The 23495-nt window shown below is 63.2% G+C and carries 24 protein-coding genes; 15 read left to right on the forward strand and 9 right to left on the reverse strand.

Annotated features, from left to right (window positions below):
• The 8 genes from AABE10_RS04505 (at position 1) to AABE10_RS04540 (ending at position 7082) form a co-directional block, all read left to right on the forward strand.
• Positions 1–708, forward strand: a complete 708-nt coding sequence (locus AABE10_RS04505; RefSeq protein ID WP_342932061.1) for an ABC transporter ATP-binding protein — start codon at positions 1–3, stop codon at positions 706–708.
• A complete protein-coding gene (locus AABE10_RS04510) occupies positions 705–1568 on the forward strand; it encodes a branched-chain amino acid ABC transporter permease (RefSeq protein ID WP_342932062.1) in 864 nt (287 codons plus the stop codon). Before AABE10_RS04505 ends, AABE10_RS04510 begins: the two co-directional genes overlap by 4 nt.
• A 10-nt stretch (positions 1569–1578) precedes the next feature.
• Positions 1579–2673, forward strand: a complete 1095-nt coding sequence (locus tag AABE10_RS04515) for a branched-chain amino acid ABC transporter permease (RefSeq protein WP_342932063.1) — start codon at positions 1579–1581, stop codon at positions 2671–2673.
• A gap of 7 nt (positions 2674–2680) precedes the next feature.
• Positions 2681–3583, forward strand: a complete 903-nt coding sequence (locus AABE10_RS04520) for an intradiol ring-cleavage dioxygenase (protein ID WP_342932064.1) — start codon at positions 2681–2683, stop codon at positions 3581–3583.
• Positions 3583–3948 carry a Rieske (2Fe-2S) protein gene (locus AABE10_RS04525; RefSeq protein ID WP_342932260.1) on the forward strand — a complete coding sequence of 122 codons (366 nt, stop codon included), beginning with the start codon at positions 3583–3585 and terminating at the stop codon, positions 3946–3948. The genes AABE10_RS04520 and AABE10_RS04525 overlap by 1 nt, the downstream gene beginning before the upstream one ends.
• Before the next feature lie 85 nt (positions 3949–4033).
• Positions 4034–4975, forward strand: a complete 942-nt coding sequence (locus AABE10_RS04530) for an ABC transporter ATP-binding protein (protein WP_342932065.1) — start codon at positions 4034–4036, stop codon at positions 4973–4975.
• Positions 4975–5736: an ABC transporter permease gene (locus tag AABE10_RS04535; protein WP_342932066.1), complete on the forward strand. Its 762-nt coding sequence runs from the start codon at positions 4975–4977 to the stop codon at positions 5734–5736. Before AABE10_RS04530 ends, AABE10_RS04535 begins: the two co-directional genes overlap by 1 nt.
• A gap of 122 nt (positions 5737–5858) precedes the next feature.
• A complete protein-coding gene (locus tag AABE10_RS04540) occupies positions 5859–7082 on the forward strand; it encodes a HAMP domain-containing sensor histidine kinase (protein ID WP_342932067.1) in 1224 nt (407 codons plus the stop codon).
• A gap of 102 nt (positions 7083–7184) precedes the next feature.
• Here AABE10_RS04540 and AABE10_RS04545 read toward each other — a convergent pair whose 3' ends face one another.
• Together AABE10_RS04545 and AABE10_RS04550 are read right to left on the reverse strand one after the other, a co-directional pair.
• Positions 7185–7310 carry an MFS transporter small subunit gene (locus tag AABE10_RS04545; RefSeq protein WP_087739906.1) on the reverse strand — a complete coding sequence of 42 codons (126 nt, stop codon included), beginning with the start codon at positions 7308–7310 and terminating at the stop codon, positions 7185–7187.
• A 22-nt stretch (positions 7311–7332) separates the two neighbouring features.
• Positions 7333–8736: an L-lactate MFS transporter gene (locus tag AABE10_RS04550; protein WP_342932068.1), complete on the reverse strand. Its 1404-nt coding sequence runs from the start codon at positions 8734–8736 to the stop codon at positions 7333–7335.
• 603 nt (positions 8737–9339) lie between these two features.
• Between AABE10_RS04550 and AABE10_RS04555 the strand changes: the two genes are divergently transcribed.
• Entirely contained in the window at positions 9340–9555 is a 216-nt protein-coding gene (locus tag AABE10_RS04555; RefSeq protein ID WP_342932069.1) for a hypothetical protein, read from the forward strand.
• Positions 9556–9558: 3 nt separating this feature from the next.
• Positions 9559–10260: a GntR family transcriptional regulator gene (locus tag AABE10_RS04560; protein WP_428983257.1), complete on the forward strand. Its 702-nt coding sequence runs from the start codon at positions 9559–9561 to the stop codon at positions 10258–10260.
• A gap of 84 nt (positions 10261–10344) precedes the next feature.
• Here AABE10_RS04560 and sucD read toward each other — a convergent pair whose 3' ends face one another.
• Both sucD and sucC read right to left on the reverse strand, forming a co-directional pair.
• Entirely contained in the window at positions 10345–11217 is an 873-nt protein-coding gene (gene sucD / locus AABE10_RS04565) for a succinate--CoA ligase subunit alpha (protein ID WP_342932070.1), read from the reverse strand.
• Position 11218: 1 nt separating this feature from the next.
• The gene (sucC, locus tag AABE10_RS04570) at positions 11219–12445 is read right to left on the reverse strand and encodes an ADP-forming succinate--CoA ligase subunit beta (protein WP_342932071.1); all 1227 of its coding nucleotides are present in this window, start codon (positions 12443–12445) and stop codon (positions 11219–11221) included.
• A gap of 318 nt (positions 12446–12763) precedes the next feature.
• On the opposite strand from sucC, the gene frc reads away from it, so the two are divergent.
• Together frc and AABE10_RS04580 are read left to right on the forward strand one after the other, a co-directional pair.
• Positions 12764–14011: a formyl-CoA transferase gene (gene frc, locus AABE10_RS04575; protein WP_342932072.1), complete on the forward strand. Its 1248-nt coding sequence runs from the start codon at positions 12764–12766 to the stop codon at positions 14009–14011.
• A gap of 100 nt (positions 14012–14111) precedes the next feature.
• Positions 14112–14669 carry an NADP transhydrogenase subunit beta gene (locus AABE10_RS04580; protein ID WP_342932073.1) on the forward strand — a complete coding sequence of 186 codons (558 nt, stop codon included), beginning with the start codon at positions 14112–14114 and terminating at the stop codon, positions 14667–14669.
• Between the two features lie 97 nt (positions 14670–14766).
• On the opposite strand, the gene AABE10_RS04585 is transcribed toward AABE10_RS04580, so the two are convergent.
• Complete coding sequence (locus AABE10_RS04585; protein ID WP_342932074.1) at positions 14767–15024, reverse strand: hypothetical protein; 258 nt, start codon at positions 15022–15024, stop codon at positions 14767–14769.
• Between the two features lie 99 nt (positions 15025–15123).
• Positions 15124–16068: a LysR family transcriptional regulator gene (locus AABE10_RS04590; RefSeq protein WP_342932075.1), complete on the reverse strand. Its 945-nt coding sequence runs from the start codon at positions 16066–16068 to the stop codon at positions 15124–15126.
• Positions 16069–16416: 348 nt separating this feature from the next.
• Here AABE10_RS04590 and oxlT point away from each other — a divergent pair, with 348 nt between their 5' ends.
• The 3 genes from oxlT (at position 16417) to AABE10_RS04605 (ending at position 20351) form a co-directional block, all read left to right on the forward strand.
• Positions 16417–17757 carry an oxalate/formate MFS antiporter gene (gene oxlT / locus AABE10_RS04595; RefSeq protein ID WP_342932076.1) on the forward strand — a complete coding sequence of 447 codons (1341 nt, stop codon included), beginning with the start codon at positions 16417–16419 and terminating at the stop codon, positions 17755–17757.
• A gap of 33 nt (positions 17758–17790) precedes the next feature.
• Positions 17791–18831: a LysR family transcriptional regulator gene (locus AABE10_RS04600; protein WP_342932077.1), complete on the forward strand. Its 1041-nt coding sequence runs from the start codon at positions 17791–17793 to the stop codon at positions 18829–18831.
• Between the two features lie 68 nt (positions 18832–18899).
• Positions 18900–20351: an aldehyde dehydrogenase family protein gene (locus tag AABE10_RS04605; protein ID WP_342932078.1), complete on the forward strand. Its 1452-nt coding sequence runs from the start codon at positions 18900–18902 to the stop codon at positions 20349–20351.
• Positions 20352–20447: 96 nt separating this feature from the next.
• Here AABE10_RS04605 and AABE10_RS04610 read toward each other — a convergent pair whose 3' ends face one another.
• The 3 genes from AABE10_RS04610 to AABE10_RS04620 form a co-directional block, all read right to left on the reverse strand.
• A complete protein-coding gene (locus AABE10_RS04610) occupies positions 20448–21425 on the reverse strand; it encodes a 2-dehydropantoate 2-reductase (RefSeq protein WP_342932079.1) in 978 nt (325 codons plus the stop codon).
• A 232-nt stretch (positions 21426–21657) separates the two neighbouring features.
• A complete protein-coding gene (locus AABE10_RS04615) occupies positions 21658–22281 on the reverse strand; it encodes a LysE family translocator (protein ID WP_342932080.1) in 624 nt (207 codons plus the stop codon).
• A 127-nt stretch (positions 22282–22408) separates the two neighbouring features.
• Positions 22409–22879, reverse strand: a complete 471-nt coding sequence (locus AABE10_RS04620) for a hypothetical protein (protein ID WP_342932081.1) — start codon at positions 22877–22879, stop codon at positions 22409–22411.
• Positions 22880–23495 lie beyond the last annotated feature (616 nt).

Raw genomic sequence — 23495 nt, forward strand, 5'->3', positions numbered from 1 at the left:
ATGGCGGCACTACTTGAGACGCGCGGTCTCACGGCGTTCTACGGCGATTTTCAGGCGCTGTTCGGCGTCGACATCGACGTGCAGCCCGGCGAAATCGTCGCGCTGATCGGCTCGAACGGCGCGGGCAAATCGACGTTTCTGAAGGCGCTCGCGGGGCTGACGAAAGCGAAGCGCGAGCAGATCGCCTATCGCGGCGAAGCGATCGGCGGGATGGCGGCGGCGAGCATCGTCGGCAAGGGCATTGCGCTCGTGCCCGAAGGGCGCAGGCTCTTCGCGAGTCTTTCCGTCGAGGAGAACCTGCTGCTCGGCGCGTATAGCGGGCGGCCCGGACGCTGGAATCTCGATGCCGTCTACACGCTCTTTCCGGCGTTGCGCGAGCGGCGGCATCATGCGGCCACGGCGCTGTCGGGCGGACAGCAGCAGATGGTCGCGATCGGCCGCGCGCTGATGAGCAATCCCGATCTGCTGATGTGCGATGAGCTGTCGCTGGGGCTCGCGCCCGTGATCGTCCGCGAGATCTACGCGGCGCTGCCGGACATCGTGTCGGACGGCATGAGCGCGATCGTCGTCGAGCAGGACGTGCAGCTCGCGCGGCGCGTGTCGTCGCGTTTCTATTGCTTCCAGGAAGGGCGCGTGTCGCTCTCGGGCGTGTCCGCCGATGTCTCCGACGAAGCGATCACGCAAGCCTATTTCGGAGTGGCCGCATGAATACGCTCGCCAACATCGTCGTGCAAGGCGTGCTGCTCGGCGCGCTGTATGGGCTCTTTGCGATGGGGCAGTCGCTCGTGTTCGGCGTGATGCGGCTCACGAATACGGCGCACGGCGACTTCATCGTGCTGCTCGTGTTCGTGCTGTTCGCGCTGACGAGCCTGCTGCATGTGCCGCTCGCGTTGTCGCTCGTGCTGTTGCTCGCGGTCGCGTTCGGCGCGGGATACGCGCTGCAGTACACGGTGCTGAACCGCGTGAGCAGCCGCGATCCGCTGCCTTCGCTGATCGTCACGTTCGGGCTGTCGATCGTGATTCAGAACGTGTTGCAGCAACTGTTCTCCGCCGACCCGCGCTCGATCGCGACGGGCAGCTTCGAAGCGCAGAGCGTGACGTTCGCGGGCATCACGGCCGGCTATCTGCCGCTCGTGACGCTCGCGGCTACACTCGCGCTCGCGTTCGCGATGCAGTGGCTCTTCGGGCGCACGCCGCTTGGCCGCGCCTTTCGCGCGACCTCCGACGACCGCGAGATCGTTCAGCTGATGGGCGTGTCGTACCGGCGCACTTACGCGCTCGCGATGGGCATCGCGTTCGTTCTGATCGCCGTGGCGGCGGCGCTGTATTCGATGCGCACGGCCGTCTCCCCGACGGATGGACCCGCGTTGCTGCTGTTCGCGTTCGAGGCCGTGATCATCGGCGGCATGGGGTCGTTCTGGGGCACTTTCGCGGGCGGCATGGCGCTCGGCATCGCGCAGCAGATCGGCTTCTATTTCGATCCGGGCTGGGGCATCTGGTTCGGCCATATCGTGTTCCTGTGCGTGCTGGTCGTGCGGCCGCAAGGCCTGTTGCCGAAAACGGCATGAGAGGGTTGTCATGACGATGCATCTGAATCAGGCGCGCGCGTTCGAAGTCCATCGCGCGACGCGCGCGAGCAAGGTGACGCTGTTCGCGCTGCTGGCATTCGCCGTCGCGGCCGCGAGCGCGCCGTGGTGGGCGGGGCGCGAAGCATTGCACGATTTCGTGCAACTCGCCGCGTACATGGTGTTCGCGATGATGTGGAATCTGCTCGCGGGCTATGGCGGCATGGTGTCGATCGGGCAGCAGGCGTTCTTCGGCATCGGCGGCTACGCGATGCTCGTGCTCTCGAACTACTGCGGCGTATCGCCGTTTCTCGCCGTGCCGCTCGGCGCGCTGATCGCGACGGTGGCCGCAGTGCCCGTGTCGATGATCGCGTTTCGTCTGGAAGGCGGCTACTTCGCGATCGGCACATGGGTCATCGCGGAAGTGTTCAGACTCACGTTTGCGAATATCAGCGCGCTCGGCGGCGGCTCGGGCACGAGCCTGATTGCGCTGCGCGGCATTCCGCGCGCGCTGCGCGAATCGCTCACATTGTGGCTCGCGCTCGCGATCGTCGCGGCGGCGATCGGTCTGCTGTATCTGTTCCTGCGTTCGCGAGCGGGCCTCGCATTGACGGCGATGCGCGACAACGCGGTGGCGGCGAGCAGTCAGGGCGTCGATGTAAAGCGCGCGCGGCTCGTCGTCTATCTGGTCTCGGCGTGCGGCGCGGCGCTCGCGGGCGGCCTGTACTTTGTGGGCAATCTGCGCATCTCGCCGGATGCGGCGTTCTCCGTCAACTGGACGGCGTTCGGCATCTTCATCGTGCTGATCGGCGGGCTCGGCACGCTCGAAGGGCCGATTGTCGGCGCGCTGATTTTCTTTGTGCTGAACAAGTTCTTGTCGGACTATGGCACGTGGTACCTGATCGGTCTCGGCGCGCTGGCTATCGTCGTGACGATATGTTTTCCGCAGGGATTGTGGGGCTACGTGTCGCAGCGCCTGCATCTGCAACTGTTTCCCGTCGGGCGGCGCGTCGTGTTCCGCGACACTGCCGCGCCGCGTCAGCAACCGCAGGCAGACGAGATCGCGCAGGCGCTCGATCCGCATTCGACCAACGCCCATAGAGCGTGAGGACATCATGAGCGAGACACCCACTCAGCGCGCCGCCGATCGCGCGATTCATCCCATCACCGAAACGGTGCTGGCAACGCTTTCGGGTTGCGGCGATGCGCGCATGAAGGAAATCATGTCGGCGCTGATCCGGCATGTGCACGCGTTCGCCGAAGAAGTGCAACTGACGGGCGACGAATGGCGGCGCGGCATCGACTTTCTCACGCGCACGGGCAAGAAGTGCGACGGCATTCGCCAGGAGTTCATTCTGCTGTCGGACACGCTGGGCCTGTCGATCATGCTCGACGCGATACATCGCAAGCAGGACGTGACCGGGTCGGCGACGGAGAACAGCCTGCTCGGTCCGTTCTACCGCGAAGGCGCGCACGACGAAGCGTATGGCGCGAACATCGCGCGCACGGAAGGCGAGCCGGCGCTGTTTCGCGGGCGGCTCGTCGACGAGTCGGGCAAGCCGGTGCCGAACGCGCTGATCGAAGTATGGGAGACGGCCAACAACGGCATGTACGAGGGCCAGGACCCGGACCAGCCGGAGAGCAATCTGCGTGGCCGTTTCCGCTCGGGGCCGAACGGCGAATACGCGTTCCGCTCGATCAAGCCGACGCCGTATCCGATTCCGACGGACGGCCCCGTCGGGCAGATGCTGCTCGCCGTCGGCCGTCATCCGATGCGGCCCGCGCACGTGCACTTCCTGATTCAGGCGCCGGGCTACGAGACCATCACGACGGCGCTCTACAGTGCCGATGATCGTTATGTGGAATCGGATGCCGTGTTCGGCGTGAAGGCATCGCTGATTGTCGAGTATGTGAAGAACGACAGCGCGGCCGATGCGAAAGAGTGGGATTTGCCGCGTCCGTTCTTCGACGTCCAGCGCGATTTCGTGCTGGTGCGCTCTCGGGACGTGGCGCGATGATGACGGACACGGTGTTGTGTCCGCTCGATGACATTCCCGATGGCGGTGGCAAGGAAATCGCATGCAGCCGCGCCGACGAACGCGCGGGCAAGCCCGCGATCGTCGTGCTGCGGCGCGGCGACGACGTATGGGCGTACCGCAACGTGTGCCCGCATTTCTCGATACCGCTCAACTACGAAGCCGACACCTTCTGGACATACGAAGCGGAGCATCTGATGTGCGCGCATCACAGCGCGATGTTCCGCTTCGAGGACGGCGTGTGCGTCGACGGGCCGTGTCTCGGCGCGGCGTTGACGCGCGTGCCCGTGCGCATCGAAGCGCGCATGGTCGTCGAGGAAGATGCGGACGACGGCGACGACGTTTGACAATTCAACGTCGATTGACCGCGCGGGAGCGGCAGATTGAGCAGAGTAGCGGCGTTTCGCGGCGGCATCTGCTATCGTCGCGGATATGCAGCCCATCATCTCGGTTTCAAATCTATCCAAGACATACGCATCGGGTTTTCAGGCCCTCAAGCGTATCGATCTCTCCATTCGCAAAGGCGAAATCTTTGCATTGCTCGGGCCGAACGGCGCGGGCAAGACCACGCTCATCAGCATCATCTGCGGGATCGTCAATGCGAGCGAAGGCAGTGTGACGGTCGACGGCCACGATATCCGCAGCGATTATCGTGCCGCGCGTTCGCTGATCGGCCTCGTGCCGCAAGAGCTGACCACGGATGCGTTCGAAACCGTCTGGGCAACCGTCTCGTTCAGCCGGGGCCTGTTCGGCAAGCCGAAGAACCCGGCGTATATCGAACGCGTCTTGCGCGATCTCTCGCTCTGGGAAAAGCGCAACAGCCGCATCATTCAACTCTCGGGCGGCATGAAGCGGCGCGTGCTGATCGCAAAGGCGCTGTCGCACGAGCCGCGCGTGCTGTTTCTCGACGAACCGACGGCGGGCGTCGACGTCGAATTGCGCCGCGACATGTGGAAGCTCGTCCGGTCGCTGAGCGCGAGCGGCGTGACGATCATCCTGACCACGCACTATATCGACGAAGCCGAAGAGATGGCCGACCGCATCGGCGTGATCAACGGCGGACAGATCATGCTCGTCGAAGAGAAAGCGGAACTGATGCGCAAGCTCGGCAAGAAGCAGCTGACGCTGCAACTCGAAGCGCCGCTCGCGAGCGTGCCGGCCGCGCTCGCGCAGTACGGGCTGGAACTCGCGAACGACAACTGCGAGCTCATCTATACCTACGACGCCGAGCGCGAGAAGAGCAACAGCCTCGTTGCGCTGCTCAACGATCTCAGCGCAGCGGGCATCCGCTTCAAGGACCTGCACACGACGCAAAGCTCGCTCGAAGACATCTTCGTGAGTCTCGTGCACCGCAAACAGGAGGAGAACGCGTGATGAACCTCCATGCTATCCGCGCGATCTATCGCTTCGAAATGGCCCGCACGGGGCGCACGCTGATGCAGAGCGTGATCGCGCCCGTCATTTCCACTTCGCTCTATTTCATCGTATTCGGCTCGGCGATCGGCTCGCGCATCCGCGAAGTGGAGGGCATCAGCTACGGCTCGTTCATCGTGCCGGGGCTCATCATGTTGTCGCTGCTGTCGCAGAGCATTTCGAATGCGTCGTTCGGCATCTATTTCCCGCGCTTTACGGGCACGATTTACGAATTGCTGTCAGCGCCCGTATCGTATGTGGAGATCGTCATCAGCTATGTCGGCGCGGCCGCGACCAAGTCGATCGTGCTCGGGCTGATCATTCTCGCGACGGCGGGCCTCTTCGTGCCGCTTCAGGTCCAGCATCCGTTCTGGATGGTGCTCTTTCTCGTGCTGACGGCCATCACGTTCAGTCTGCTCGGGTTCATCATCGGCATCTGGGCGGACAACTTCGAGAAGCTGCAACTCGTGCCGCTGCTCATCATCACGCCGCTGACGTTCCTCGGCGGCAGCTTCTATTCCGTCGCGATGCTGCCGCCCGGATGGAAAGTGGTGACGCTGCTGAACCCGATCGTTTATCTCGTGAGCGGTTTTCGCTGGAGCTTCTTCGGGCTTGCGGATGTGAGCGTCGGCATCAGCCTCGGCATGACGGCGATCTTTCTGTGCATCTTTCTTGTCGTGATCGCGTGGATCTTCAAAACGGGCTATCGGCTGAAGTCGTAGTACGATGACCGGCGTCGGCGTGTAGCCGACATGGGGATTGCCCTGGCATCCGGTGGCATCGAGCGCGTGCCGGGCAGGCCGTTCGACATCGCACACGATACTTCGAGGGGCGACTGACACCCATGGCCACGACGCAATCACGACCGCTGCGTGCATTCGCCGATCACATCAGGCAGGACGAAGCCGCGCTCACCGAACGCTGGATGAACGCAGTGTTCACCGAGGTCGAGTTGACGGAGTCCGATCGCCTGACGTACCAGCAGTTGTCGGATCATATCCCCGACATGCTCGCGAGCATCTGCAGCGCGCTGGAAGCGCAGGATCTCGGCGAGGTCGAGCCGGAAATCGAGCGCAAGGCAAAGCTGCACGGCAAAATGCGCTGGAAACAGGGGTATCGGATCGACGAGCTCGTGCGCGAACTCGATCTGTTTCGGCAGGTGCTGATGGGCTCCGTCGTTCAATACGCGGAATCGCATCCCGCATTCAGCCGGCGCTACGAGGAGCGCGCGCGCTATTTCATCGACGAGGCAGTGAGCTTCGTCACGCTCACGTCGATCCGCGAAGTCGTGACCGAGCGCGATCGCAAGATCGACGAATACACGGGGCGGCTCGAACGCGCGAATCACGAACTGGTGCTCAAGCAGCGGCTCGTCGGCCAGTTGTACGAGTCGCGCATGCAGATCACGCGCAGCGTCGTGCACGACCTGCGCAATTTCCTCAACGTGTTTTCGATGGCGCTGCAACTGGTCTCGCGCGCGCCGTCGAAAACGGAGGCGGCGCTCGCGCTCGCGAACCGGCAGGCCGCGGACATGAAAGTGCTCGTCGACGAACTGGTCGAGTATTCGGTCGTGCTTGGCGATACGACTCCACTGGCCGTCGAGGAAGTCGACCTGCGCGCGCTGTTCGACGAACTGGTGGCGTCGTGCGATCCGGCGATTCGCGAGAAGGGGCTCAAGCTGAACGCATCGTGCGACGCGCAGTTGAAGTTCGTGCGGTCGAACCGGCTCAAGCTCAAGCAGATCGCGATCAACCTGCTGACGAACGCCGCGAAGTACACGAAAGCGGGCGAGGTCGCGCTCGAGCTGAGCGCGCGCGGCGCCGACACGTGGTGCATGCGGGTGTCGGATACGGGCGTGGGCATCGGCGCGTCGGATCGCGAGCGCGTCTTCAAGGAGTTCGAGCGCGCGAGCGACGACGACGTGCCCGGCGCGGGACTGGGACTCGCGATCGTCAAGGAGTTGTGCCGCGTGCTCGACGGCGATCTGCGTTTCGATTCGCAGGAAGGCGTTGGGACGACCTTCGAGATCACGTTTCCGTCGCAGCTGCGTCCGTCGGCGGCTGACTGATGCGCGGGGCGCAGGCGTTAAAAAGCCGGTCATTGCATGTGCAATGCCCGGCTCTTCGTTTCGGCCTGCGTTACAGGTTGCAGGCGCGATCAGCTAAAGCATCTAGCTGAAGAGTTTGATTGCCTGCAGCAGCGTGTTCACCACGCCCCACGTCAGCGGAATCAGCACGTACAGCCAGAACACGGCGAGCAGTCCCTTGTTCGTCGGATGAGCGGTTTGCGTCGACATTGTGTTTCTCCGTTGTCTGGTTTCAGTTGCCGGCCGCGAGCTGCGCTTCCGTCATGTGATGCTTCTCGTGCACGTGCTTGACGAGCAGATTGCAGATGAAGCCGATCACGAGCAGCACCGTCATGATGTGGACCGTCATCGTGTACGCATCTGCTTTCGCGACGCCGTTCGCCACCTGATACGCGCGGATGTAGTTGACGAGCACGGGGCCCGCGACGCCGGCCGCCGCCCATGCCGTCAGCAGACGTCCGTGAATGCCGCCGACGAACGCCGTGCCGAACATGTCCGCGAGATACGCGGGCACGGTCGAGAAGCCGCCGCCGTACATCGACAGGATCACGCAATAGCACAGCACGAAGAGGGCGATGTTGCCCGCCGATGCGAACGTCGGCACGAGCCAGTACAGCACGGCGCCCAGCGCGAAGAAGATGTAGTAGGTGTTCTTGCGGCCCACGTAATCCGATGCCGATGCCCACACGAAGCGGCCGCCCATGTTGAAGAGCGACAGCAGGCCGACGAAGCCCGCGGCGGCGGCGGCGCTCACCGTGTTCTTGAAGCTTTCCTGGATCATCACCGACGCCTGGCCCAGAATGCCGATGCCCGCCGTCACGTTCAGGAACAGCACCAGCCAGATCAGATAGAACTGGGGCGTCTTCAGCGCCTGATCGATATGCACGTGATTGCGCGTGATCATCTTCTGCTTCGTCTCGACGGGCGGGGTCCAGCCGGCGGGCTTCCAGTCGGCGGGCGGGATGCGGATCGCGAGCGCGCCGATCGACATCGAGATGAAGTACGCGATGCCGAGCACAACGAACGTCTCGGCCACGCCGACGCTCGTTGCGCTCTTGAAGTGGTTCATCAGCGCGACTGACAGCGGCGCAGCGATCATCGCGCCGCCGCCGAAGCCCATGATCGCCATGCCCGTCGCCATGCCGCGGCGGTCGGGGAACCAGCGGATCAGCGTCGAGACGGGCGACACGTAGCCGAGCCCCAGGCCGATCCCGCCGATCACACCATAGCCGAGATAGAGGAGCACGATCTGGTGCGTCCATACGCCGATCGCCGACACGATGAAGCCGCCGCCGAAGCAGCAGGCGGCCGTGAACATCGTGCGGCGCGGGCCGACTTTTTCGAGCCACTTGCCGGCGAACGCCGCCGACAGGCCGAGAAACACGATCGCAAGCGAGAAGATCCAGCCGAGCGTGGTCAGCGACCAGTCGTCGGGCGCGGACTGGCTCACGCCGATCACCTTGGTCAGCGGTCCGTTGAACACGGAGAACGCATAGGCCTGGCCGATGCACAGGTGCACGGCGAGGGCGGCGGGCGGCACCATCCAGCGGGAAAAGCCGGGTTGGGCGATCGTTGCCTGCTTTGAAAAGAAGGACGGCGAGCGGGCGTTGCCGCCGGGCTCAGTAATGCTGCTCATGGTCGGTCTCCGGTCAGGCTGAACGTACTAGTTATCGGTTGCAATTGCCGAAACTGGAGCGGTGCCCGCTCAAGCGGATATGCTGGCGTGCAACATATTTGACAATGCGCCGCTTGTCAGGCGAGTTCGGCAATTGGCGAGACGATAGGCGGCCCGATGCGGCTTGGCAATATGAGAATTGAATGCATATGGAAATCGCCGGCAGCGTTGTGCGAAGCGGAATGCAGCGATTGAAAGCGACATTGGGTCGCAGGCGGCAGCCTGACGCACCACGTGCGTGCATCGGCCGCGCGGAAAATGAGGCGGCGACATGATTTCTGCTGCAATTGCACATGAAACGAGGAATCGCGTGGTTTTCAAAGTGGCGTCACATGGCCGTTTCCCTTTGAAGAACATCTGCACAAGTACAATTTGCCGATGCCCCGGGAAGCACAGTATTCGTCCGAAGCTTTATCCCCGTTGGGTTTGCGCCCGCCGTGCTACGTTTTGACTGTTGCTGCCTTTGAACAACAGTATTTGATATATCACATACAAGATACTTGATTTTTGTCGCGACGCAGCATATGATTGAGTCATCCAATCACTCAATGACCGGAGCAACAAATGGATTTCGTCTCGCTCGCTTTCTTTGCCGTCGCTGTCGTGGGCCTGGGTTCGGCCGCAACCGTACTGCTGACGCGCTGGGTGCCGCAGCATGTGGCTGAGCTTGCGTCGAAGCACGGCCGTTATATCGGTCTCGAGGCCGCTACCGTTCGTGAAGCCACGCCGTACCGTGCACGTGTCGAAGCGGCGATGAACGCGGTCGGGTCGTCGAACTAAGCTGTGGCTACACCTGCACTGAACCTGCCCCTGGCGTTGCAGCCCATCGGCAACAACGCCAGTCTGCGCGACCAGGCCTACGCAATGTTGCGTCAGGCGATCGCGGACGCGGACATTTACGCGTCGCGCGAAGAGATCCGTCTCGACGAGCGCGCGCTGAGCGAATCGCTCGGCGTGAGCCGCACGCCCGTGCGCGAGGCGATGACGCTGCTGGAGCAGGAAGGTTTTCTGCGCATGGTGCCGCGCCGCGGCATCTATATCGTGCGCAAGAGCAAGCGCGAGATCGTCGAGATGATCCAGATGTGGGCCGCGCTCGAAAGCATGGCCGCGCGTCTGGCGACGCTGCACGCGACGGATGAAGAGATCGCGCGGCTGCGCCACATGTTCGACCAGTTCCGCGATTCGACGCCCGCCGAGCATATCGCCGAGTACTCGAACGCGAACATCGCGTTCCATCAGGCGATCGTCGAGCTGTCGAAATCGCAGATCATCCTCGACACGATCAAGAACATCTTCATTCACGTGCGCGCGATTCGCCGGATGACGATTTCACAGAGCGACCGCGCGTCGCGCTCGATTGTCGATCATCTGCGCATCATCGAAGCACTCGAAAAGCGCGACACCGAACTCGCCGAGCGCCTGGTGCGCGATCACTCGCTGGGGCTTGCGGCGTTCGTCGAAGCGAATTGCGATTTTCTCGACTGAGTTGAGCGCGGGTGAAATGCGTTACGCCGGAAGGCCAGCGGACCTGATAGTCCGCTGGCCTTTTTCATCGCTCTATGCGAACCGTCAGCGCATCGCGTGCAGCATCGTCTCGCCGAGCGCCGCCGGCGATTGCGCAACATGAATTCCCGCCGAGCGCAGCGCGTCGATCTTCGCGCCCGCCGTTCCCTTGCCGCCCGAAATGATCGCGCCCGCGTGACCCATCCGCCGTCCGGGCGGCGCGCTCGTTCCGGCGATGAATCCCACCACCGGCTTGCTCGTGCGCGCGTCCTTGAGGAACTGCGCCGCGTCCTCCTCGGCCGAGCCGCCGATCTCGCCGATCATGATGATGCCCTCCGTGTCGTCGTCGGCGACGAACATTTCCAGGCAGTCGATGAAGTTCGTCCCGTTCACGGGGTCGCCGCCGATGCCGATGCACGTCGTCTGGCCGAGGCCTGCCGCCGAGGTCTGCGCGACGGCTTCATACGTCAGCGTGCCCGAGCGCGACACGACGCCGATCTTGCCCGGACGGTGAATGTGCCCCGGCATGATGCCGATCTTGCATTGACCCGGCGTGATGACGCCCGGGCAATTCGGCCCGATCAGGCGCGTCGCCGAACCGGCCAGCGCGCGCTTGAGGCGCACCATGTCGATGACGGGAATGCCCTCGGTAATGCAGACGACAAGCGAAATTTCCGCATCGACGGCTTCGAGAATCGCGTCGGCGGCCATCGGCGGCGGCACGTAGATCACGGACGCGTTCGCGCCCGTCGCATCGACGGCATCGGCGACGGTATCGAAGACGGGCAGTCCCAGATGGATCGTGCCGCCCTTGCCGGGCGTCACGCCGCCCACCATCTGCGTGCCGTAGGCGAGCGCCTGCTCGGAGTGAAACGTGCCTTGCGATCCCGTGAAGCCCTGGCAGATCACCTTGGTATTGCGATCGATCAGAACGGCCATGTCAGTTCGCCTCCGACGTTGCAGGCACCTTGGCCTTGTTGTTGTTGACTGCCGCGACGACCTTGCTGGCCGCATCGGCGAGATGATCGGCAGAAACGATGGGCAGTCCCGAATCGCGCAGGATCTGCTTGCCGAGCTCGACGTTCGTGCCTTCGAGCCGCACGACGAGCGGCACGCGCAGATCGACTTCGCGGGCGGCGCTCACGACGCCCTCCGCGATCACATCGCAGCGCATGATGCCGCCGAAGATGTTGACGAGAATCCCTTCTACTTTCGGATCGCGCAGGATCAGCCGGAATGCGGTCGCGACGCGCTCCTTGGTCGCGCCGCCGCCGACGTCCAGAAAGTTCGCCGGCTCGCCGCCATAGAGCTTGATGATGTCCATCGTCGCCATCGCGAGACCGGCGCCGTTCACCATGCAGCCGATGTTGCCGTCGAGCGTCACGTAGTTCAGGCCGTGCTTCGCGGCTTCGAGCTCGGCCGCGTCTTCTTCGGCTTCGTCGCGCAGTGCCTCGATAGCCGGGTGGCGGAAGAGGGCGTTGTCGTCGAAATTGATCTTCGCGTCGAGCGCGATCACGTCGCCTTGCTGCGTCACGACGAGCGGATTGATCTCGACGATCGACGCATCCAGTTCGACGAACGCGCGATACGCATTGGCGATGAACTGCGTCGCCGATTTGATCTGCTTGTCCGTCAGCCCGAGGCCGAACGCGATCTGGCGCGCGTGAAACGGTTGCAGGCCCGTCGCGGGATCGATCGCGACCTTGAGGATTTTCTCCGGCGTGCTCGCGGCCACTTCTTCGATCTCCATGCCGCCTTCCGTCGACGCCATCACCGTGATGCGCGACGTGCTGCGATCGATCAGCATGCCCAGATACAACTCGCGTTCGATCGCGCAGCCTTCCTCGACATAGACGCGCTTCACTTCGCGGCCTGCCGGCCCCGTCTGCTTCGTGACGAGCACATGCGACAGCATCTGCGAAGCGTGCAGGCCGACATCGCTGACCGTCCCGACGACGCGCACGCCGCCCTTGCCGCCCGGATCGTTCGCGAAGCGGCCCGCGCCGCGCCCGCCGGCGTGAATCTGCGACTTGACGACCCAAACTGCGCCGCCGAGCGCGAGCGCCGCGTCTTCCGCCTCCTGCGGCGTGAACGCGATGCGCCCGTTCGGCACGGCGACGCCGTAGCCCTTCAGCAGCTCTTTCGCCTGATATTCGTGAATGTTCACCTGTCTCCTCGCTGGTTGAATTCGACGCCTGGTGGCGTAAAAGTGGGCGGTCGGCTCAGGGTTTGAATATGGTATGTGATATATCAACAGTTCTCAAGCAATCAAAAGGCTCGGGGTTTTCCCTTTACGGAACGCGCGCCGGTTTGGTCGTTCACTCCGTAAGCCTTGTTTTTAAAGGCTTATCCCGTGTCTCCGGGATTATCCTTACGCGGCTGAAAGCGCTTGCGGCGTTTTGATATATCACATACCGTATTGAACACGGACGAACAAAACCGGCCTTACAAGAGATAGCCAGGCGAATTGCTCGGAGGGGACAACATGGGCAAAGCACTCGACGGTGTGCGCATTCTCGATTTCACGCATGTGCAGTCGGGGCCGACGTGCACGCAGCTGCTGGCGTGGTTCGGCGCGGACGTGATCAAGGTGGAGCGCGCGGGCGCGGGCGACATCACGCGCGAGCAATTGCGCGACGTTGCGGGCGCCGACAGCCTGTACTTCACGATGCTCAACCACAACAAGCGCTCGGTGACGATCGACACGAAGAATCCCGAAGGCAAGCTCGTGCTCGAAGCGCTGATCCAGAAGTGCGACGTGCTGGTGGAGAACTTCGCGCCGGGCGCGCTCGATCGCATGGGCTTCACGTGGGAGCGCATCCAGGAGCTCAATCCGCGGATGATCGTCGCGTCGGTGAAGGGCTTCGGTCCGGGGCCGTACGAGGACTGCAAGGTCTACGAGAACGTCGCGCAGTGCGTGGGCGGCGCAGCGTCGACGACGGGCTTCGACGATGGCCCGCCTGTCGTGACGGGCGCGCAGATCGGCGACAGCGGCACGGGTTTGCATCTGGCGCTGGGGATCGTGACGGCGCTCTATCAGCGCACGATGACGGGTCGCGGCCAGAAGGTGCTCGCGGCGATGCAGGACGGCGTGCTGAACCTGTGCCGCGTGAAGCTGCGCGACCAGCAGCGCCTGGAGCGCACGGGCGTGATGAAGGAGTACCCGCAGTATCCGAACGGCACGTTCGGCGAGGCGGTGCCGCGCGCGGGCAATGCATCGGGTGGCGGTCAGCCGGGCTGGATTCTCAAGTGCAAGGGCTGGGAGCACGACCCGAACGCGTATATCTACTTCATCACGCAGGCGCCCGTGTGGGTGAAGATCTGCAACGTGATCGGCAGGGAAGAGTGGGCGACGCATCCGGACTACGCGACGCCCGACGCGCGCCTGCCGCGCCTGAAGGAAATCTTCGCGGAAGTCGAGCGCTGGACGATGACGAAGACCAAGTTCGAGGCGATGGAAATCCTCAACGAGCATGACATCCCATGCGGACCGATCCTGTCGATGAAGGAGATCGCCGAGGACGAGTCGCTGCGCAAGACAGGCACGATCGTCGAAGTCGATCACCCTGTGCGCGGCAAGTATCTGACGGTAGGCAATCCGATCAAGCTGTCGGACAGCCCGACGGACGTCAAACGCTCACCCTTGCTCGGCGAGCACACGGACGAAGTGATGGCCGAACTCGGCTATTCACGCGAGCAGATCGATGCGCTCAGAGCAGCTGGCGCCATTTGAGGCAGGCCGTCAGAGCGGTTCGACAGGATCACGGGACCAACGTCCGCGAATGTAACGAGCAGCAACGCGCGGCAAGAGCAGCAAAGAGCGAGGAGATGACATGCCGGATTGTGCGAGTTTCATCGCGTGGTCGGGGCTGGAGCGCCTGGAACTGTATGTGTTCGTTTTCGCGGGCGGGTTGCTCTTCGCGATAACCGCGATGATGCTCGCCAACCGGATCAAGCACGGCAGGCGAAGCGCGCGGCAAGGCGCGGCGGGCGACAAGCTCGTCGATATGCTCGCGCTCGGATTATGTATCTGGGTTGGTTACGCTTTTGTCAGCGAGCCTGCGCAGATGCCGGGAATTGCGGCGCTGTTTGCCGTCAGCCTGCTGGCCGCGGCGCTTGGCGCGCACGTGATGCTGACGACGCACGAGCCTCATGCGCGCACGCCTGCGCATTGCGGTTCCTCATCGCGGAGCGGCGCGTCGTTGCGCTTCGCGTGGGACGGCGATCCTTCGCACGTGCAGCCCGCAGACGATTTCACGCAGCGCTGGAGCTGGGCGAGCAATCCGCCCCGCACGCAGGCGCGCTGTGCGTCGTCGGCGCGAAACATGCATCTGACGCACGCAGCGGTGCGCGTGCGCAGCCGGCAGCGCTACAAGGCAAGGCATCATTGATGAAAACACGTGACGTCCGCCGCTTCGTCGAGTAGTGCCATTCATTTGCGAAGCGGGAACGCCAAAGAAGAGAGTCACGATGAACTGCAACCCTGCGTCATTGAACGATGGCCTCGCGATAGAACTGGTTCTTCCGGTCGAAGATCAGTTGCGCGAGAAAGTCGGCGTCATACGCATTGAGCAAATGCGAATGAAAGCGCTCGATGTACGCGGTGATGCGCGCAAGTTCATTGCTGACGTCGTCGAAGAAATCCAGCGTGGCCTGGCTCCAGCGAAAGCGCAGGCCGAGCTCGCTGAACGCAGCGTTATACGCGCTCAGCAGCGCTTCATTGTGCGGGTCGGCAGACTGATTCATTGCAATGCTCCCAGGCAGTCGAGTGATAAGAATCGACACAAGCATAGAAGCCGCAATGAATCCGCAATAGTTAAAGTTTTATTGGCAATCCATAGCGGCTCATTTATGGACCGCCAATTGATTCACGCGCGTAATCTGTTCAATGAGATTCGCGCCTTCTTCCATCAGAAAGCGCTTGAACGCGACGGCAACAGGGGGCAGCCGCTTGTTCTTGCGATGCACGACGTACCAGTTGAGCATCACCGGAAAGCCTTCGACGTCGAGCACCACGAGATGCCCGACCTGCAATTCGAGGCTGATCGTATGCGCGGACAGGAACGCGATGCCCATGCCCGCGATCACGGCCTGCTTGATCGTCTCCGTGCTCTTGATTTCCATCGCGATCTTCAGGTTCGTAAGACGCCCCGCAAAGCCTTCTTCCATCGAATTCCACGTATCCGAACCGCGCTCGCGCACGACAAATGCTTCGCTGGCAAGCTGGCTCAACCTGATGTTGCGCTTGCTGGCGAGAGGATGTGTCGGCGCGGCCACGATCACGTACGGATGCGGCGCAAATGCTTCGTTGATCGCATCCGGTTCTTGTGGCGGACGCACCATTACCGCGAGATCCGTCTGGTTGGTATGGAGTTGATGCAGGAGTTCTTCACGGTTGTGTACCGCGAGATTCAGTTCGACACCCGCGTAGCGGCGCGTAAATTCGGCGAGCAGCCGTGGAAAAAAGTAGTCACCCGCGCTGATCACGGCGACGTTCAGCTTGCCGCCCGATACGCCCTTCAGCTGGCCCATCGCTTCATCGACTTCATGAAACTGCTGAATGATTGCGCGGCTGTAGTGAAGCATTTCGGTGCCGGCCGGCGTGAGGTAAATCTTCTTGCCGAGCTGTTCGAAAAGCGGCAGGCCGGCGTGCTCTTCGAGCTGCCTGACCTGGGTGGAAACGGCGGGCTGCGTGAGGTGCAGCTCTTCCGCCGCGCGCGAGAAGCTGAGATGCCGAGCCACCGTTTCGAATACTTTCAGCTGGCGCAGGGTCGCGTTACGCATTGTCATGGCAGATGTATAAGCGAAGATGAATCTTCATGGTAACAAACTTTAATTATCAGTAATTCAGCAATGACCCTAGCATGGATTCTGTAATGCTCGATTCCAGGCTCAAACATCGGGTTAACGCCTAAAAACAAGGCGCAAAGCGGCAAGACAGGTTTCAAAGACCGGCATTCCTCTAAAAGATCGAATAAAGGAACGGGTAAAGCGATTTAAAGGTTTTGAGAGAAGAAGTACTGGAATTTGCATCAGGAAATACCCCGAAACCATCTGGTCGGGACACAACTATAAGGCGGCATGGATAGAGACCGGCGCTTTAGCCGGTTGCCCTAAATAGATAGCGGAGACAGGCACATGAACAGCATTTCGCAGCAAGCTCCGGTTGCGTTTTGGCGCAACCGCTGGTGGCAACTGGCATTCGGTATTTTGTGCATGGCGCTCGTCGCCAACCTGCAATACGCATGGACGTTGTTCGTCTCACCGATGAGCGCAAAGCATCATTGGGGGCGTGCCGAAGTTCAGCTCGCGTTCTCGATCTTCATTCTCACTGAAACATGGCTCGTGCCTATCGAAGGGTGGCTCGTCGACCGCTTCGGTCCGCGTCCCGTCGTGGCGGGCGGCGCGCTCTGCGCGGGCCTTGCATGGGTGCTGAATTCATTCGCGACGTCGCTGCCTGAGCTTTACTTTGCGTCCGTCGTCGCCGGCATCGGCGCGGGCGGCGTGTACGGCACGTGCGTCGGCAACGCGCTGAAGTGGTTCCCGGACAAGCGCGGCCTCGCCGCGGGTCTGACGGCAGCGGGCTTCGGCGCGGGCGCGGCCATCACGGTGATCCCCATCGCGAACATGATCACGGCCAAGGGCTACGAGCAGACGTTCCTGTTCTTCGGCATCCTGCAAGGCGTGTGCATCTTCCTGCTCGCGATGCTGCTGCGCAAGCCCGACACCGCAAAGGCGCCGCCTGCGAAGCGCAAGTTCGCCGTGACCAAGGCCGATTACACGCCGGGCCAGATGATCAAGGCGCCTGTGTTCTGGGTGATCTATCTGTCGTTCGTCGCGGTCGCGGCGGGCGGCCTGATGGCGACCGCTCAGCTCGGTCCGATCGCGAAAGACTGGGGCCTCGCGAAGCTGCCGATGACGCTCTTCGGCGCCACGTTGCCGCTGCTCACGATGACGCTGTCGATCGACAACATCTGCAACGGCTTCACGCGTCCGCTGTGCGGGTTCATCTCCGACAAGATCGGCCGCGAGAACACGATGTTCGCGATCTTCATCGGCGAAGGCCTCGCGCTGCTCGGCCTGATGGAATACGGCCAGAACCCGTATGCGTTCATGACGTTCGCGGCGCTGATCTTCCTGTTCTGGGGCGAGATCTTCTCGATCTTCCCGGCGATCTGCGCGGACACGTTCGGCAGCAAATACGCTGCGGCCAATGCCGGTACGCTCTACACGGCGAAGGGCACTGCGTCGCTGATCGTGCCGATCGCATCGGTGCTCGCGGCGACGGGCGGCTGGAACCTGGTGTTCATCGTGTCGGCCGTGGTGACGATTGCGGCGGGCGTGTCGGCGAAATTCATTCTCGCGCCGATGCGCGCGCGCTGGATCGCTTCATCGAACGAAACGTCGCGCGATCTCGAGCCTGAACTCGCGGCAAACGGACCGGGCCTGCGTCACTGGCCGGAACAGACGGGCGAATAACGTCCGGATCACTCTCTCTGGCGACCTGAACACATGAACGTATCGCTGCAGCAATTGAAGGTGTTCGTCGCCGTCGCGCGTCAGCGGAGCTTCACCCGCGCGGCGCGCGAGTTCGACCTCACGCAGTCGGCCGTGAGCCGGTGCGTGCGCGAACTCGAAGAGGCGATCGCTCTACGTCTCTTCGATCGCACGACGCGTCAGGTCGAACTGACGACAGCGGGCTCACGCCTCGAGCGGCGCATCGCCCGTCTGATCGAAGAGATCGAGTTGACGCTGCGCGAGGAGCGCGCTGCGCACGAGGAGCACACGGGGCTCGTAGTCGTCGCGTGCGATCCCGTGCTGTCGTCGGGCTGGTTGCCCGAGCGGCTCGCGCGCTGCGCTTCGGCCTTTCCCGATCTGATCGTCACCGCGAAGGAACAGCCTCAACATGCGGTGCTCGCCGCGATCGAGCAGGGCGAAGTCGATTTCGGCGTGCTGTGCGACGCGAACATCGCGGGCGCCGACGTCTTTCACGCACAACCGCTCATCTCGACGCCGCTTTGCGCGGTGCTGCCGCGCGCGCATCCCCTCGCATGCGGCGCCGCGCTGCGCTGGGAAGCATTGCGGGAGACGCAGCTCATCACGCTCAACGCCGAGGCGGGCACGCGCAACGCGACGGAACGCGCGCTCAACACGCATCGCATCGACACGCAGCGCGCGAACCAGTGCGGGCACGTGGCGGCCGCGCTGCGCATGGTCGAGCTGGGTCTCGGCGCCGGCGTGCTGCCCATCGACGCGCACGCATCGACGCTGCCCGTCTCGCTCGTCGCGCGTCCGCTGGTGCCGGAAGTCTCCGTGACGACGATGCTCGTGCGCCGCCGCAATCGCTCGCTGCGTCCGAATGCGGACGCGGTGTGGTCGCTCTTTGCCGCCGCGGATTCCCCGGCAACGGGGGCCACGGCGCGCGTGAATCCGCGTTTGAGCATGCATGTCAATCCAGGCGCAGTATCAGCAACCCACAGAACAATACAAGGAGCAACGGACGAACCGATACCGCTCGTCCCTGAAGGCGAGGCGCTGATGAGAGCGTCGTAGTCGAAGGGAGGGGCGGTTCAGCCGACGGTTCGCGAATATGCCATATCGCTAATCACAAGGAGTACGAGATGGATACTGAAACCGACCTCAGACGCCATGACCTTCTCATCGATGGAAAACGGCTGCCGCCCGGCACCGGTGAATATTCGACCAGTATCAACCCCGCGACGGAAGAGCCGATAGCGCTCGTCGCGCAAGGCAGCGCGCAGGACGTCGACACGGCCGTGAAGGCGGCGCGCGCCGCGCTCAAGGTATGGAACGGCATGCGCGCGGCGGAGCGCGGCCGCATCCTGATGCGCTTCTCCGAACTCCTGCGCGAGCATCAAGACGAACTCGTCGCGCTCGAAAGCCTCGATGCGGGCAAGCCGCTCGCAGCCGTCAAGCGCCAGGACGTGCCCGCCGCGATTGACACGCTCGCGTACTACGCGGGCTGGTGCGACAAGATCAACGGACAGGTTGTGCCCGTGCGCCCCGACGCGCTGACGTACACGGTGCGCGAGCCCGTCGGCGTGGTCGGCGCAATCGTGCCGTGGAATTTCCCGCTGATGATCGGCATGTGGAAGATCGCGCCCGCGCTCGCGTGCGGCTGCACGATGATCGTGAAGCCCGCCGAAATCACGCCGCTGTCCGCGCTGCGCGTCGGCGAGCTTGCGCTGGAGGCGGGCGTGCCGCCCGGCGTGCTGAACATCGTGACGGGCAAGGGGCGCGTGGTCGGCGATGCGATCGTCGCGCATCCCGGCATCGACAAGGTGACGTTCACGGGCTCGCCGTCGGTGGGGCGCGGCATCCTGCAAGGCGCGGCGGGCAACTTCAAGCGCGTGACGCTGGAGCTGGGCGGCAAGTCGGCGAACGTGATCTTCGCCGACGCGAACATCGACAACGCCGTGCGCGCCGCGGCATCCGGCATCTTCTTCAATACGGGCCAGGTATGCTCGGCGGGCTCGCGCATTCTCGCGCACGGGGACATCTACGACGACGTGGTGGAGCGGCTCGCGGCGCGCGCGCGGGCGATCAAGGTCGGCGATCCCGCCGAGCGCGAGACGACGATGGGCCCGCTCGTGTCCGCCGCGCAGATGAAGACGGTGCTCGATTACGTCGACATCGGCAGGAAAGAAGGCGCGTCGATCGTGACGGGCGGCGCGCGGATCGGGCAAAAGGGCTTCTTCGTCGAGCCGACGGTGTTTGCGAACGTCGAGCACGAAATGCGCATTTCGCAGGAGGAAATCTTCGGCCCCGTGGCGAGCGTCGTTCCCTTCGACGACGAAGAGGACGCCGTGCGCATCGCGAACGGCACCGCGTACAGTCTTGCCGCGGGTGTGTGGAGCGCCGATATCGGCCGCGTGCATCGGGTCGCGCATGCGCTGAAGGCGGGCACCGTGTGGATCAATACCTACGGCTATACGGACGTGCGCCTGCCGTGGGGGGGCGCCGGCGATTCGGGCTTCGGCCGCGAGCACGGCGACGTCGCGATCGAGAACTTCACGGAACCGAAGGCGATCTGGCTCGCGATCGAGCATTGAAGCGTTGACGCATCGACAGAGACGACGCCGTAAATGAAAAGAGGACCGGGCGCAGCGCCCGGTCCTCCACGCGCATCACGTCTACGCGCATCCGATTCAGTCCCCCTTCAGCGCCATCTTCTCGCGCAGCTTGACGAGCGCGAGCACGATATCGATCGCGGGCGTCTCTTCGCCGACGAGCCGGCCCATCTCCTGCACGACGGTCAGCAACGGATCGATTTCCATCGGCCGGCGATGCTCGAGATCGACGAGTGTCGAGGTCTTGTGCGCGCCGACGGCGCCCGCGCCATCGATACGCTTGTCCACGTCGACGCGAAAATGCACGCCGAAATGATCGGCGATCCGCTTCGCTTCGAGCATCATCGTTCGCGAGACGGCGCGCGTGCCGGGGTCGCTCGTCAGCACGTCGAGCGTCGCGTGCGTGAGCGCGCTGATCGGGTTGAAGCACAGATTGCCCCACAGCTTCAGCCAGATTTCATCGCGGATATTGTCGCGGATCGGCGCTTCGAAACCGGCTGCCTGCATCACGTCGTGAAACCGCTGGATGCGCGGCGTGCGTTCGCCATCCGGCTCGCCGATCGGAAATTTCTTGCCGTACACGTGCTTGATGACGCCTGGCTCGACGATTTCAGCAGCGGGATACAGCACGCAGCCGATCGCGCGCTCGGGGCCCAGCTTTGCCCATTGCGAGCCGTCCGGGTCGATGCTCGCGAGGCGCGTGCCTTCGAACTGGCCGCCGTGCTTGTAAAAGTACCAATAGGGGATGCCGTTGGTGCCCGTGACGATGGCGGTGTGCTCGCCGAGCAGCGGCTGCATCGAATCGACGACGCCCGGCAGCGAATGTGCCTTCAGCGTGACGATGACGATGTCCTGCACGCCGAGCTCTTTCGGGTCGGACGTGCAGCGCACGCGCGCCGACACTTCTTCGCCGTCGATGACGAGTCGCGCGCCGTGTTCGCGCATCGCCGCCAGATGCGGGCCGCGCGCGATAAAGCCGACGTCCGCGCCCGCGCGCGCAAGCTGCACGCCCATCAAGCCGCCGATCGCACCCGCGCCGAAGATACAGATCTTCATGATTGCCGCCTCCTGACATTGGAATCGTTTTGCGCGCGTGCATGCGGGCGCCGTTTCCTGCCGGAAGCACACGGCGAGCGTCCGCGGCTGCGCGGCGATGGCCTCAGCATACGGGCGCTCAGCGATCAGCGACAGTTAGAGTGTCTCTCCGACTGCATTCGCGATCGATTATGGGCCTGCTTCGACTGTTTTCTGCTCGACGCAAAAAGCAGGCCACAAACCTTGCGATTCGTCACGCGGAGCGCCGCACCAGCAAAAAGCTCACGCCGATCGCGCCGAGAAACATCCCGCAGCAGCGGTTGAACCAGCGGCGCACTTTGGCGCGCGTCAGCCACTTGCCGAGATGCATGCCCGCCCACGAGTAGAGCCCGATCGCAAACCATTCGAGCACGAGGAAGCTCCCGCCGAGCACGGCGAATTGAGGCAGCATCGGCTTGGCAACGTCGACGAATTGCGGCAGGAACGCGGTGAACACGAGAATCGCCTTCGGATTGCCCGCGGCGACGAAGCATTCCTGGCGCGCGATGCGCCACAGCGACGCGTCGTCCTGCTTGAGCGCGTCCATCGGACCGGCGTCGCTGCGCCACAACTGGATCGCGAGCCAGATCAGGTAGGCGGCGCCCGTCAGCTTGATCGCGAGGAAGAACAGTTCCGACGCGTGCAGCACGACGGCGAGGCCCGTTGCGGCCAGCACGATCATGCCCGCGAACGCGACGAGGCGCCCGCATCCGGCGACGAACGCGGTCATGAACCCGTGCCGCGCCGCGACGTTGATCGACAGAAGATTGTTCGGGCCCGGCGCCATGTTGATCGCGAAGCACGCAGGGAGAAAAAACAGCCAGGCGGTAAGAGACATGACGGCACGCTCGCGACGGGCCGCCGCGCTGCGCCCATCGGCATGGTGCGGCGCGGCAGCGAAATCAGGAAAGGAATGTTCGATTGTAGCGAAATGCCGGCGCGCAACGTCAATGCGAGGAGGGCGGTTACTGCATGGGTTGCAGCGCGTCGCGGAACGACGGGTCTCTGACGAGCGCATCGATGCTGAGCTTCACGATGTCGTCGAGCGCGAAGGTGGGATTGGTGAACGTCTGCCGGTACATATGCACCGTGGTCGACTTCACATAGACGGTTGCTTTCGTCGACGCGCTAGTGAGGACGTAGCGCACGGTGATCGTCCAGATGGCGGGCGGGCGCGCATCGTCCACGGACAGTGCTTCGATCCCGCCGCTCAGCACCAGCCTGTCGTGCGTCGTCACGGTGATGCCCGATTTGCGCCACGCGGCGGCGACGGCTTGCCGCACAGTCGTTTCGACGCCTTTCTTCAGCAGGACGGCAGTCGTCGCCGTGTTGGCGATGCGGTCGGGTGTGATACGGCCTTCGCGCGCGGGCATATACGGGAACTCACGCGCGGCGGCGATGACGAGTGCGTTACCGGCGGGTGTGACTTGCGACAATGGGGCGCGAGGGACGAAGAACGAGCAGGCGGCCGTGAGGAGCGCGAAGCAGGCAAGGCCGGATCGTTTGAGCAGTAGCGGATTCACGTCGATAGCGCAGCACGCGTGACGCTGCGGGAAGAAGTCGAAAGGCGAAGAGTTTGTTGCCGGGGTTCGTCGAGGGAAATGAGACCCGTCCTAAATTCGGTGCGCGTTATCGCATTGGGATGGTTCTCACAGTTCTCTTTCAGATATTCAGCGATGCTCATCGATTTCGTTTCATCGTTCCGTTTGCCTTCAGCCGTCGCACATGCGCGAGGCCGTCCTGTCGCGTCACATTTGCGTCGCTCACGGGAACTTCAACGTGTCGCTTGCGGCCAGTTCGCGTACGGCTGTCGGCGGCGCGTAGACTTGCGCGCCCGTGCGCCGCGAGATTTAATACAGTCCAGCGATGGACGTTTACTATCTGGCGGGGCAGCCGGAATCGACGGGAAGCGGCAGCCGGCGGCACGCGCAATCACGCGCCGGCGTGTCGAGCAACACCCGACATAACCGCTCGCGACTGAACCTGAGACCCGCGCGGCTACTGCCGCTGTGCGGCGCAACACGGAACGAGCGAACCACGGAGCGAACCATT

Origin of the sequence: Paraburkholderia diazotrophica, from assembly GCF_038900755.1 — a bacterium.
Classification (GTDB): Bacteria; Pseudomonadota; Gammaproteobacteria; order Burkholderiales; family Burkholderiaceae; genus Paraburkholderia; species Paraburkholderia diazotrophica_A.